The 13,659-nt window shown below is 56.3% G+C and carries 8 protein-coding genes; all 8 read right to left on the reverse strand.

Annotation, left to right across the window (positions count from 1 at the left end):
* Positions 1-10: 10 nt before the first annotated feature.
* Positions 11-1,846 (reverse strand): exodeoxyribonuclease V subunit alpha, encoded by a 1,836-nt coding sequence (gene recD, locus IP581_RS18570; protein WP_193821094.1) that lies wholly within the window; start codon positions 1,844-1,846, stop codon positions 11-13.
* A complete protein-coding gene (gene recB, locus IP581_RS18575; protein ID WP_193821095.1) occupies positions 1,843-5,391 on the reverse strand; it encodes an exodeoxyribonuclease V subunit beta in 3,549 nt (1,182 codons plus the stop codon). The genes recD and recB overlap by 4 nt, the downstream gene beginning before the upstream one ends.
* Positions 5,372-8,272 (reverse strand): pitrilysin, encoded by a 2,901-nt coding sequence (gene ptrA, locus IP581_RS18580; protein WP_193821096.1) that lies wholly within the window; start codon positions 8,270-8,272, stop codon positions 5,372-5,374. Before ptrA ends, recB begins: the two co-directional genes overlap by 20 nt.
* Positions 8,273-8,425: 153 nt before the next feature.
* On the reverse strand, positions 8,426-11,797 hold the full coding sequence (gene recC / locus IP581_RS18585) for an exodeoxyribonuclease V subunit gamma (RefSeq protein ID WP_193821097.1): 3,372 nt from the start codon (positions 11,795-11,797) through the stop codon (positions 8,426-8,428).
* A 12-nt stretch (positions 11,798-11,809) separates the two neighbouring features.
* Positions 11,810-12,133 (reverse strand): prepilin-type N-terminal cleavage/methylation domain-containing protein, encoded by a 324-nt coding sequence (locus tag IP581_RS18590; protein WP_193821098.1) that lies wholly within the window; start codon positions 12,131-12,133, stop codon positions 11,810-11,812.
* Positions 12,118-12,525, reverse strand: coding sequence for a DUF2509 family protein (locus IP581_RS18595; RefSeq protein ID WP_097401571.1), 408 nt, complete (start codon positions 12,523-12,525; stop codon positions 12,118-12,120). Before IP581_RS18595 ends, IP581_RS18590 begins: the two co-directional genes overlap by 16 nt.
* On the reverse strand, positions 12,522-13,085 hold the full coding sequence (locus tag IP581_RS18600) for a prepilin peptidase-dependent protein (RefSeq protein ID WP_193821099.1): 564 nt from the start codon (positions 13,083-13,085) through the stop codon (positions 12,522-12,524). The genes IP581_RS18595 and IP581_RS18600 overlap by 4 nt, the downstream gene beginning before the upstream one ends.
* The gene (locus tag IP581_RS18605; RefSeq protein ID WP_086873600.1) at positions 13,079-13,540 is read right to left on the reverse strand and encodes a prepilin peptidase-dependent protein; all 462 of its coding nucleotides are present in this window, start codon (positions 13,538-13,540) and stop codon (positions 13,079-13,081) included. The genes IP581_RS18600 and IP581_RS18605 overlap by 7 nt, the downstream gene beginning before the upstream one ends.
* Between the last annotated feature and the right edge of the window lie 119 nt (positions 13,541-13,659).

Here is a 13,659-nt window from a genome sequence, read left to right on the forward strand (position 1 = left end):
CGGGGGCTTTTTACATCCAGGAACGAAAGAGTGAATCCAGCCCGCTGCGCCGTTCAGTGCGCGTAGCAATCGCCTGCCCCAGTACGCGTTCATCGGCATACACCGACAAGCGATTACGGGCGCGGGTGATCGCGGTGTAAACCAGTTCACGCGTCACCACCGGTGCAATCTGCCCCGGCAGGATCAGCGCGGCATGATCAAACTCCGAACCCTGCGATTTATGTACCGTCATCGCCCACGCGGTGTCATGCTCCGGCAAGCGGCTTGGCAACACCGGTTTGATCTCGCCGTCCGGCATCGGGAACCAGACGCGGATCCCCTGCCCTTGATCCAGCGCGATACCGATATCGCCGTTAAACAACCCCAGCGCCGAATCGTTGCGCGAAATCATCACTGGTCGCCCGTGATACCAGCGCGAATGCGCCAGCCGGGAAATCTGCCGCTGACGAACCAGCGCCAGCTCAAGCCGCTCATTCAGCCCGCTGACGCCAAACGGCCCTTCACGCAAGGCGCAGAGCAGCTGGTATTCGCCAAAGGCGGCAATCACCTCTTTCGGCCCGGCATGGTTTTGCACCAATGAGAGAAAGCGCGCATAACCCGCAAGCGCATCGTCAATCATGCCCTGGTACTCCTCAGCGCTATTCAGGGGCTTACGCTCAATATCCGTAAAGCCCTGGCTGAATACCGCCTGCATCGCGCGTTTATCGCCCCGGTTGACGGCGGCGGCGAGTTGGCCAATCCCGGAATCACTGCCAAAGCGGTAGCTTTTTTGCAGCAGGCACAGGCTGTCGCGCAAGCTGCCTGCATCGGCGATACCTTCGGGAACCTGAGTCCCCGTCAGACGCGACAATTGCGCTGCGCGTTCAGCGCTATATCCGGCATTGACCCACGCGCAGATATCACCCAGCACCGCGCCGGCTTCCACCGAGGCCAGTTGATCGCGATCGCCAAGGAAAATCACCCGGGCCCGCGACGGCAGCGCATCGATTAACCGCGACATCATGGGTAAATCAATCATGGACGCTTCATCGACGACCAGCACATCCAGATGCAACGGGTTACCAGCGTGGTGACGCATGCGCTGGCTGCCGGGCTGCGCGCCAAGCAACCGGTGCAGCGTACTGGCTTCATCCGGCAGCATCGCTTTTTGGCGTGCATCCAGCTGCAACTGGCGTAGCGCACTGCCCAGCGATTCAGTCAGGCGCGCGGCGGCTTTCCCGGTTGGCGCGGCAAGGCAAATACGGCACTTGTCGCCGTCCACCATCTGCACCAGCGCCGCGAGCAGTTTCGCCACGGTCGTGGTTTTGCCGGTTCCTGGCCCACCGGAAATCACCGAAATCCTTCGGGTAAGCGCCACGGCGGCAGCCACTTTTTGCCAGTTGATTTCACTTCCCGGCGAGGATGGAAATAGCCTCTCCAGCGTCTGTGCCATTCGCGCTTCATCAATATCCTGCAGTGGCGCTTGTGCGGCAAAAAACGCGGCAACCCGCCGCTCATGACACCACATGCGGTTCAGGTAGAGGCGAGAATCAGTGAGGATCATTGGCGTAGCGGCTTCGCTTTCGCTTACTGCGGGCGAGCTTAGTAAGACGTTACGCCAGTCATCCGGGTTACCCGCGAGCGCGAATAACTCGCTAAACAGCGGCGAGTCATTACCGTATGTCTCCGGCGTAAGACGCGCGAGCGGCAGGCATACGTGCCCTTCACCGGTGTCATGGCTGAGTAACGCTGCAGCCAGCATCACGGCAGGTTCCTGCTCTGTGGCGACCGTCAGCGCAAACTGCACATCCAGCGCGCGCAGCAACTTCTGCTCCACCGCAACCTGTAGCAAACTTTGCATACTCATGGCGCAACCTCCGGCGCAACGCCTGCGAACAGGTCGTCCATTTGTGTAATCAATTCAACATCAGGCCGGATAGTGAAAATCCCCTGCTGCGGATTTTGCGCATCCACACCACGCAGGAACAGATAAATCACGCCGCCAAAATGGTGTTCGTAATCGTAGCCGGCAATGCGATGGCGCAAAAAGCGGTGCAGCGCCAGGCTGTAAAGCTGGTACTGCAAGTCGTAGCGGTGCGACTGCATTGCCGCCGCCATGGCGGCTTGCGTGTAAGCTTCGGCGCTTTCGCCCAGCCAGTTGGATTTATAATCCAGTAGGTAATAACGCCCGTTGTGGCGAAACACCAGGTCGATAAACCCTTTCAACATGCCACGCACATCGCGAAAATCGAGCGGTGGGCAGCCAGCCGACAGCGGATCATAACGCCGGATGAGTTCATCCAGCGCCTCCGCGCTCAGCGTGGCGCTAATCGGCAGGTAAAACTCCATCTCCACCTGTTTCTCTTTGTTCGTCAGTTGGCTCAGGGAGATGCCCGTTTGCGCCAGCGGCACATGTAGCACGGTTTCCAGCCAGCGGCTTAGCACCGGCTGCCAGTGTGCTTCGTAACCGCCCGCCAGTAATTTTTCTTCAACCCAGGCGTCAGCCACCGGCTGCGTAAAATCCAGGTCCTCAAACAAGCTATGCAAAAATGTTCCCGGCGCCGCGCCGCGTGGGAACTGGTGCGGCGTTAATACCGGCTCTTGCAACGCCTCTCGCTCTCCGGCTGCGTCAATATCCAGACGCGGCAGCAGATCCTGAGCGATGCCATGAGCACGCTGCTGCAACCCGGAATAACTGGTGACACGCCAGTCATCGCTGATGCACCGCGTGATTTCACGCACGCTCAGCGTCGGTGATTCTGTTTGCGGCAGCTGCCAGCGCTCGGCGTCCGGCATGGAAGGAATACAAAGGTCGATATCGTCATTGCACAGTTGCTGCAAAACGTTACGCAACGCGGCGGCATCCAGCGCTTCGCCCTTTTGCAGAAGCCGCCCCAGCGCGCTCTGGTGAAAATCACTGGCTCCGGTTTTTTCGCCACGGCGACGAAACAGCGGCGCAACCCCTAAACTGCAATGCCAGACCGAACGCGTCAACGCCACGTACAGTAAACGCAGGTCTTCAGCCAGACGCTCCGCTTCCGCCAGCGCGACGCTCTCTTCGGCATGGCTGAGATCGAGCACGGCGGCAAAAGAGTCGCGATCGTGGTAAAAGCCCTGATCCTGAATGCGGAAATTAGCGATAAACGGCAGCCAGACCAGCGGATACTCCAGCCCTTTCGATTTGTGGATGGTGACAATCTGCACCAGGTGTTTATCGCTCTCCAGCCGCAGTTGCTCGCTTGATGCATTGGCATTCGGTTCGGCGATACGCTGCGCCAGCCAGCGGGTAAGCGCGTGTTCACTTTCCAGTTGCGTACCTGCTTCCTGCAACAACTCGCTGATGTGCAGGATATCTGTCAGCCGTCGTTCACCGCCGGGGGTTGCCAGTAAGTTTTCTGCCACGTGTCGCGCACTCATCAGCATGCGCAGCATCGCCATCACACCACGTTTTTGCCACAGCTCGCGATAGCCGGAAAACTCTTCGACGATCTCATCCCACGCCAGCTCATTCTGGTTGAGCGCATCAATATCCAGCGCGGTAAGCCCCAGCAAGGATGTCGCCAGCGCACTGCGCAGCGTACTTTCGCGCTCTGGTGCAAGCACCGCCTGCAATAGCCACAGCAACTCCTGTGCTTCCGGTGTTTCAAAAACGCTGTCGCGGTTGGAAAGGTACACAGATGGAATATTCAGTAACGTCAACGCATCGCGGATAAGCGAGGCTTCATGGCGGCTGCGCACCAGCACGGTAATATCCGACGCTTTTACCGGTCGCGCATTTTCCCCTTCATACAGCAGTGCTTCGCCCCGCAGCCCGGCGCTCAGCCAGTCGCGGATTTGTGCTGCGCATAACTGCGCCATAAAACCCTGATAATCCCCGACGCTTACACCATCACCTTCCATCAGCCACAGCTTCATCGCCGGCTGCGTTTCCCCTTGATACGCAAAGCGTAAGCCTGCGTTTTTGGCGGCGGGTTTTACCGGCAGAAACGGGATCTGACGAAACATAAAGGCATCGTCCATCCGGCTGAAGAGCTGGTTGACGCTGGCAATCATGCCAGGCGACGAGCGCCAGTTGGTATCCAGCGTATAGCGGGCGCTCACTTCATCGCGCGCTTTCATATAGGTGAAAATATCCGCGCCGCGAAACGCGTAAATGGCCTGTTTTGGATCGCCAATCAGCAATAAACCGCAATCCGGCTGTTTCAACCAGATGCGGCTAAAAATACGGTACTGTTGCGGGTCGGTATCCTGAAACTCATCGATCATCGCGACCGGGAAACGGCTGCGGATTGCCGCGGCTAACGCTTCGCCGTTCGGGCTTCTCAGGGCATCATCAAGACGGCTGAGCATATCGTCAAAGCCCAGTTCGCCGCGCCGGCGTTTCTCTTTTGCCACCGTTTCACGAATCTCACGCATTGCGCTGGTCAACACCAGATCGTTAAGCGTTAATGACTGCGCCAGTAAGTTTTCGATGGCGACAAAAAGCGGGTGTTCCGGTACCACGCCGTCGGGTTTAGTACGTTCAATAAGAAAGGACTGAGTGAATTTTTCCAGCGCGTCCGGCAACAGGTAGCTGCGGGTCTCTTCCTGCGCCCAGGTGGAGATTTTTTCGATCCACTTCGCCTGGTTGCCGCGATTGAATTTACGCCGATCAATACCGGAATTTTCGAGCAGTGGCTCGATTTCATTGACGCCAGCGCTCCACTGACGCTTCACCTCGTCAATCTGCGCAATAATTTGCTGATGGCGCGAGGCCAGCGTTTCGTCCGCCGCTGGCGGCGCTTTTATTTGCGGCGTTTCCCCTTGCAGATAACGATCGATCGCTTTCAGCAGATCCTGCGGCCCCTTCCACGAAGCATGGATGACTTCAGCAATTTCACGCGTCAGCGGGTAGCAGTGGCGACGCCAGAAATCCGCACAGGCCTGGTAACGCAACAGCGACTCATCTTCCAGCAGTTGCAGTTCAAACAGCATGCCGGATTCAAAGGCATTCAGGCTCAGCATGCGCTGGCAAAAACCGTGGATCGTAAAGATTGCCGCTTCGTCCATTTGCCGCTCGGCCAGCAACAACCAGTGCGCCGCCTGTTGCTTATCGGCAATCTCATCCAGCAGACGTGCGTACAGCGGGTTATCGGTTGTTTCGCGCAGGCAAGCAATGCGCAACTCATGGATGTTACTGCGAATGCGGCCGCGCAGCTCTTCTGTCGCGGCCTCGGTGAAAGTCACCACCAGCAGTTCTTCAACGCTGAGCGGGCGCGGGTAGGCGGCGCTACCGCCTAACCCTAATAGCAGCCGTAAATAGAGCGCGGCAATGGTAAAAGTTTTACCAGTGCCCGCCGAGGCTTCAATCAAGCGCTCGCCGGTGAGCGGCAAGCGCAGGGGATCAAGGGTCTCAGCGGTCGTTTCTCTCATCTTTCTCGGTCATCTTCGGTAAGGTTTGCTGCAAAGCGCTGGTGCTATCCCAGACCTTCCAACCCTGCGGGCGAGCATAATCTGCTTTCCCGCTCTGGCTACCGGAGATCTGCGACAGGATCGCCATACCTTGCGGCTCTACCACCGCCTGATGGAAGAAATCGGCAAGTTTTTGCGGCGTCAGCAGTTTTATCTGAGCGACTACTTTATCACGCGAATCGAAGCGCATATTGCCGCGATCGAAATCTTTGCTGAGTTTGGATGCTTCTTCACTTAATGTCTGCGGCGCTTGCGTAAGTTGCGCGATGACGCCCTGCTGAAGCTGGGCAAACTCTTCCGGCTTCATTGCCCGCAGTTTCGCCTCGGCGGTAGGGAAGAAAGCCTTGTAGCGCTCCCAGAGATAGGCGGGCTGCTTGTCGTTGCTTTGTAACAAAAATCCCATGCCCCACTGGCGACCGATGCTCATTGGGAAGGCGAACACGGCATAACCCAGCTGTTCTTCTGTGCGAAGTTGGTTATAGAACCACGGCTGCACGATTTGGCCCAACATAGCGCTATACGCCGAACTGCTGAACTCATCAAAACCGGTGGGTACAAACACTGCCGCGAGTGCGGAGTCCGTGCTGTTGCCCGCTTTTTCAAAGCTCACATTCTGCTGCTTATCCACCACGACGTTCTGGTTTCGACACCATACCGTACCGTTCGCGCCAAGCTGTTTTTGTACGTCATGAGCGAGGTCTTTCGTCTGCTGTTCGCTCAGGTTACCCACCACCAGGAATTCCGGACGCGCATTACTTTTCAACGCATCGCGGTAGTGCAAGATATCCTGCAAAGTAATAGACGGCAGCAATGCCCGGCGCTCTTCACGCTGGAAGTAAGGCACCTGTGACAACATCTGGATCGGCATGATTGCCTGATCGAACGCTTTACCTTTTTCGGCGGAGTCCATCATCTGTGCATACCAGGATTTAGCCTGGGCAAGCTGCTCTTCCGTCGGCGTATAGCTGAAATACCCCGCCAGCAGCGCCTGGAAAAGCTGCGGCAAACGCTGGGTATAACCGTTGGCGTTAAGCATCAAACCATTATTGGCATTCGTGGAAAAACTGATGCCACCAACCGCCGCCTGATTGCTGAGCTGATCAAGTGCCAGCCCCGCCAGATAATCATTAAGAGCAAATATCACCTGGTTTTTCGCGCTATCCATCGCCTGCGGGTTACGCAGCACCACGCTGACATCCGCTTTGGGTTCGCTGGCGAAATAGTGGCTTGGCATATACACCACGCGCAGCGTTGGCTCATCGACAATCAGTTCAGGGTGTTCGTACTGCTTTGTCGGTTTGATCAGCGTGAAGTCGTCCGGAATGTAGGGGTTCAACTCCGGAAATTTCAGCGCGATACGGCTCTCGCGCGTCTGCCAGTCGGCATAGGTTTCCGGCGTGATCTTATTCACCTGATAAGGAGCGTCAACGAAATAGGCCGTTTTATTGTGCGGCTCATTCGGGCTGATGTACCAGATACGCGCATTTTGCGGCGTCATCTCATCAAGACGCGCCTGAACCGCTTTGGCATCGAACCGATCGGCAATGTTCACCGAGTCCAGCGTATGGGCGACAGGCACGCGGATCATGGTATCTGCCAGCCACTCGACGTAGTCCATATCGCGGGTAATAGAGGGATAGCGGAAATCAAGATCGAGAATATGTGCCAGCTCGTCGAAGTAGCGCTTATCAACGCCATTTTCGCGCAGCAGTTTCAGGTAGCTGAAAATGGCGGCCACGACTTCATCACGATTGGCCTGGCCTTTATCGGTCAACGTTGCGGATATGGCCAGCACACCACTGTTGCCGTTCACCACCGGATCGGAATCACCGCGAATTCCCTCTACCAGCCCCTGGCTTTGCAGCCAGTCCGAGAGCGTGCCCGGGCTGCGGTTGCCAATCAAATAGGTAATAAGCTCGTCCGTTTTGCTGCGAAAAGCGGCGGTATTGTTATCAATACGAAACTCCACACGTAGCACTTTACGCGGCACCGCCGGGACATAGTGAATAATGATGCCTTTCTGCTCATCGGTCACCACGGGAACCGTGATGTCCGGCTTGTCGATATTCTTATTCGGCACTCGACCATACGTTTCGACGGCAATTTTCGCCAGATCCGCTAAAGGGCGGTTACTGTAGATCACCGCCTTCATCAGGTTGGCCGAATAATATTTATCGCGAAACGCCAGCAGCGCGGCATGAACAGGGCTGCCCGGCTTATCGCTGAGGGTCTCAAGGTTACCGCCGGAGAAGCGCGCGCCGGGGTGTGCCGGGTTGATGGTTTCCGCGCTCACCTGCGCCATGCGCATACCGTCGCGGGTGCGGGCCATTGTCAGCTCGGCATTGACCGCGTTGCGCTCACGTTCACCATATTTTTTATCCAGCATGGGTGCGGCAATGGCATCGGCTAAACGGTCAACCGCCCCTTCCAGCGCATTGTTCTCCACTTCGAGATAATAAGCGGTGCGATATGGCGCGGTGCTGGCATTGTGGCTGCCGCCATGCAGTTTAAGGAATTCAGCCAGGCTATCGGGTTGCGGATATTTTTTCGAACCCATCAGTGTCATGTGCTCAAGATAGTGAGCAAGGCCGGGGTGCGCATCCGGATCTTCAAGCGAGCCGACCGGCACCACCAGCGCGGAGAGCGATTTTACCGCCTGCGCGTCGGATACCAGCAACACGACCATACCGTTATCAAGGCGTATCGCCTGATATTGCCGGGTATCTTTGTCGCTCTTACGGATAGTTTCCTGAACAGGTTGCCAACCGTTGTCTGCCTGACTGAATGAAGCCCAGAGGGCAAAAAACAGGACGAAAGCTTTTAACCAGGTGCTGCGGGGCATTCACGAACCTCATCATTAACTTTTCCGGCTCGCCCAGGGAGAATCGAGAAAGCCGGGTAAACCTGTGCTGGCTGAGCCTGCACTCTTGTTATATCAGTCCGTGACCGTCGCGCATGATAATGGATGCAACCACTTCGCGCAATTTTTATACAATCAATCGGACTGGTTGTGTCGATAAAGCGGTAACAGAAAACGCTGCGCTTGTTCGGTAATTTCAGCGTAATACTCAGGTTCAAGGGTTCGCCACAGGCGCTGATACCAGACATCATCGCCTTCACCGCGCACCACCATATTGCCTTCGTACGCCTGCAGAAATTTACTCTGCGCTTTTTGTAACGTCTCTTCGTCCTTTACCATGGCATCATTTGCCACGTCATAACAGACTTTTATCCATGCACCGCCGCTTTCCGGCAATAGCAGGAGCGGTTTCATCATGCCTTCCCGGTAGCCTTCAATCAGCGTTGCCAGATACTCCCGCGCCTTATCAGCAGGCAACGGGGGGAAACACCATTCGCCCTCTTTGCGGACGAACAAGCGGCTGGTGCCGGTGCCACCGCTGGCACAATAGACAAGATGTTCCAGCCAAAGTTGCAAGCCTTGCGAAACGCTCAACAAGGCCGGACGCCAGCGCAGCAGTCCGTCTGGCTGCACACGCGGCAGCCAGCCGGTAAGATGAACGCCTGCACAATGCAAGTCAATTTCGAGGCTGTCAGAAGGCTGGCGATATTCAATAACGCGGTTAGCCAGCTCCTGCATCTCCTGACATTGGGTTTCCCAGATGATTTCACCAAACGCTCCATAAGGCAGTACGCCAGCCGCGCGGTAGCGGCGAAACAGCTTCTCTGCGTCCTGCTCTTCAACCAGCGTATTTACTATCTCCTGATTGAGCTGATAACGGCTCAGGCCATCAAGGATAAACGGCTCAGCATCCGGAATTTCACTCTCTTCAGGGCGGAAATTCACGCGCAGACGCATCTGGAAAAAGGCGCGCACCGGATGCGCCCAAAAACGCTGCAGCTGGTCAAACGTGAGCGTTTCGAGCGGCACCTCATCCAGCGATTGAATAAACTCGGCATGCGCCTGGCCCTGCGAACTCGCGGCAGGTAGCCAGTCGCGAACATAACTTTGCCACTCGTCAGCCGTATAGTTTGCCGGATCAAACGGCATACGCGTATGCAGATGCGTAATATGTGCCTTTACCCGCTGCTCGCTTTCATCGCAATTACGCAATGCATCGCCAGGCAAGTAGTGGCTCTGTCCAATGTAATCCACCAGCTCCTGCACCAACACCGAGGGAAAGCGCTCTTTGTTATCCTGGATAGACCGGCCGATATAGCTGATATAGAGCTGCTGTTGTGCAGAGTTAAGTGCTTCGAGGAACAAGTAGCGGTCATCATCCCGACGGCTGCGGTCACCACGCTGCGGCTTCTGACTCATCAGATCAAACCCCAGCGGAGGCAGTGCGCGTGGGTAGACGCCATCATTCATGCCCAGCAGGCAGACAACTTTAAAAGGAATAGAACGCATCGGCATAAGGGTGCAGATATTCACAGGCCCCGCGAGGAAACGCTGACTGATACGTTCCTGATCGAGGCGCTGAGCCAGCTCGTCACGCAGTAGCGAAAGCGGGATCGCTTCGTGGTAATTCGCGCCAAGTCCCTGCGCGATGATGTCCTGCCACTGCTGTTCAATCAGCGCCAGAGCGGCTTCTGTGTCCTGGTCTGGCAGGAAAAAGTCATTGAGCATGTCGCGACAAACCGGGAGCCACTCTTCCAGTGGCCGTGCCTCAGCCAGGCCGCGACGCCAGATATTAAGCTGCATCAGCAGTTCCGCCAGGTGGCCGACTAACTCCGCGATAAGCCCGCTGGATTCGTCATACGGTAAAATCGACTGCCACTCCCCCTGGCGGCTTTCCATCGCATAACCGAGCAGCATTCGCGTCAGGCCAAATTGCCAGGTGTGCTGCCCGGTCGGCGGTAATTCAAGCTCGCGAACGTTATCGTCGTCCATTCCCCAGCGAATGCCCGACTCATTGACCCATAAGCGCAGGTAACGCAGCCCCTCTTCGTTGATGTTAAAACGCGCCGCCAGCACCGGAACATCCAGCAGCGCCAGCACATCTTCACTGACAAAGCGGCTGTCAGGCAGCGAGAGCAAACTGATAAAGGCCTGCAGCGCCGGGTGAGCCTGCCGCGCGCGTCGGTCGGAAATAGCATAGGGAAGATAACGCTCACCGGTGGCGCTACCGAAAACCGCCTGAATATACGGGCTGTAACTGTCGATATCGGCGACCATAACCACGATATCGCGAGGCGTTAGTTCAGGATCCTCTTCCAGCATCGTTAGCAGCCGGTCATGCAGGATCTCGACTTCTCGTTGCGGGCTGTGGCAGATATGTACCGTTACGCTGCGATCGTTGGGATCAAGCAGCCGTTTTTTATCACTGCGGGAAAACTCTTCTGCCGTTACGCCCGCTACCGCACCATTTTGCAGTTCCAGGATATCGTACTTCAGATTTTGCAGCAGCGAGCCGGGCGTAATGTCGACGAAAGCATCCAGCTCTTCATAACGCTCCATGCCCGCCAGCAGGAAAATGTTGTCCCGCCCCAGCTTGCCCCACGAAGCCAGCAAGGGGTTGCCAACATCCTGCTCGCCATCAGCATTGAACAGCCCTTCGGCGTTTTGTGTATCACGGAACAGTGGAAACTGTCGGTTTTCCCGGTGATGTCGACGATTACGGGTGATCAGTTTCGCCAGAAACGCCGGATCTTTGATATCGCCCCAGTAGTAGCGACAGGGATTCGTAAACAAAAGATGGACATCAATGTGCTTACCCAGCGCCTGAAGCGCCTGTAGATAAATGGGCGGCAGCGCGGAGATCCCACAAATAAAGACGCGCGAAGGCAAACCGGCTGGCCGCTGCGTAGCCGATTCAAGCTTATCGATAAAACGCTGGTAGAGGTTGGCGCGGTGCCAGTGTGGCTGCCCCAGCGCGGCGGTATGTTCCACCAACGCACGCCACAGCGGTGCTTGCCAGCGCTGGGCTTCATCCAGCCCGTCGATCTGTTCACCCGCTTCCCATCGCGTCAGCCACTCCGGGCGGTAAACCAGATATTGGTCGTAGAGATCTGCCACGCGTGAAGAGAGCTGAAAGAGTTTACGCTTGTCATCGTCGTCATTCAGATAATGGCGCAGCATGGTGAAGGCTTCTTGCTCCAGCATGCCGGGCAGTAGCGACATCAGCTTCCAGCTCATGCTCTGTTTGTTAAACGCGCTCTCTTTGGGGATTCCGTCCAGTACGGTGACGAACATCTCCCAGATAAAGCTCGCGGGCAGCGGGAAGGTAATATTCGCAGCAATACTAAACTTCTGCGCGAGCGTCATTTGCAGCCATTGCGCCATGCCGGTGCTCTGCACCAGCACTACTTCGGGCTCAAAGGGATCGTCGAGCCTGTTATGCTCAACAATGAACTCCATCAATGCTTCCAGCACATCCAGACGATTGGAGTGGTAAACCCTTAACATAAGCGCTCCTGACTACTGACTGTTCGGGCAAAATAATCGTGTCATTTGCCCCTGCCTGCCCACTGGCGAACTAACGGTAACGTTGATGCTGACACATCCCCCGGTGGTTGTCTGCCCCCGCTGAACCTGCCAGCCTGGCGGTAACGATGATACTTCTGGTTGCGCCTGTTCCCAGGCGTAGCGCCATAGCTGTCGCCACTGGCTGGTGGATACAAACCCCGAGGCCAGCGCACGATGATAACCGCCAAGCGCGGTAACAACCATCACCATTAACACCATAGCCAGCAGAACTTCGGTAAGGCTAAAGCCTCGTTGTTTGTTTACGGCAAGCGGCATAGCGCTTCCTCTTTTAGGGGACAAAAATCACTCCAGCCATGAGGCAAAAAATGCACCTGCGTCCCCTCCACACGTCCCAGATGCCACAGCGATGTTTCAGCGTTCGCAACAATCAGCAGCGCGGCCCCATCGGTAAAAACGCGTAAGCAACTTCGAACATTTTGCCCGGTACTTTGCTGGCACTGCAGCGGGGGTTGTGCAGGCCAGGTTTGATGACGCGCCCACTCCATGGCTGAAGTGATTTCCGCAGCGTTACGAATCCCCTGATTTTCATTGTTCACGCGCCAGATATGACTGCTCAATTGCAGGTTTAAGCCGTGCAACATCAGGCTACCTAATAGCAATAACAACAATACCAGCGCCAGTGACGACATCCCTCGTTGCCGGTTCATAAGTTGTACCCGGTCACGCTTAAATCAGCGGTAAAAGGTTGCCCGACATTACCCGGAACACGCGCCGAGAGTGTGATCGAAAGCTGCGGTGCAAACCCCGGCGCCTGACGCTGAGCGACATGAAACCGCTCAATGCTCATTTGGGCAGGATCGGTGATTTTTTCCCAGCCCCGGCCACTGCAAGATGTTGCCCCACGCATGATTTCGAGTGCGCCACTTTGTAGCCGAAAGCCGGTTTGTTCCGGTTCGCCGCTTCCCGCTGACTCCCAGCGCCCATTGCTGTTGGCGTCCCACTGAGCAATGACGCAATCTCCACTACTACTGATAACCAGCGGCTGGCCGCTACAGCTACCATTGCAATATCCCGCTCGCTGGAGATGTTTTGCGATACCACGCAGTTGCAGCCACACATCATCTTCCACCGTCTGGATACGTGTATGCTGTGTTACCGCCAGCTGTAGCGCCGGTAAAAAACGGGCAGACGCCAGTAACAGCACGCTGCCGATTGCCATCGCCAGCACGGTTTCCAACAGTGAAAACCCTTTTTGTCTGTCTAACATAGATTCTCCGCCGATGGCTGACACATTCTGATTCTGCCCCATGCCGAAACCACCACCCGCCACTCCCCTGCACTGCTACGTAGCCGAATATTGCCCGGCCAGGCGCTGTTGCGCAGACCAAAGAACCCTAGCGAAGGTGTCACATCAACGAGCATGACGTCAGGCCAGCGGGGCTGCAGTGAGAAAACATTCTGCACAGCGCAGTTTTGCGACGGCGAATTCACCAGACACCAGCGTTCACCTTCACGAATGCCATACACCAGCTGAGAACGGTTGTGCCAGTTGGCATCATCGCGCAGACGTTCCAGCAAATGCCGCACCTGCAACGCGGTTTGCCACAGCCGCTGTTGTGCCTGCCAGCTCTGCCAGCCAGAAATGCCCGCTCCGCTCAGAATAACGATCAGCACCATTGCGACGAGGGTTTCAATCAGGGTGAAGCCATCTTCTTTTTTCATGGCGGCAGTGTGTCGTCACCAGACATTCAGGTCGAGAGGCAAACAGAGAGGTTACGAGGTCGTACGAAAGAAATACGTCATGTTGCAGTGAGTTGCAGGCGGGGTGGAAGGAGGGCCGA

It is taken from the genome of Kosakonia pseudosacchari, from assembly GCF_015167415.1.
GTDB lineage: Bacteria > Pseudomonadota > Gammaproteobacteria > Enterobacterales > Enterobacteriaceae > Kosakonia > Kosakonia pseudosacchari.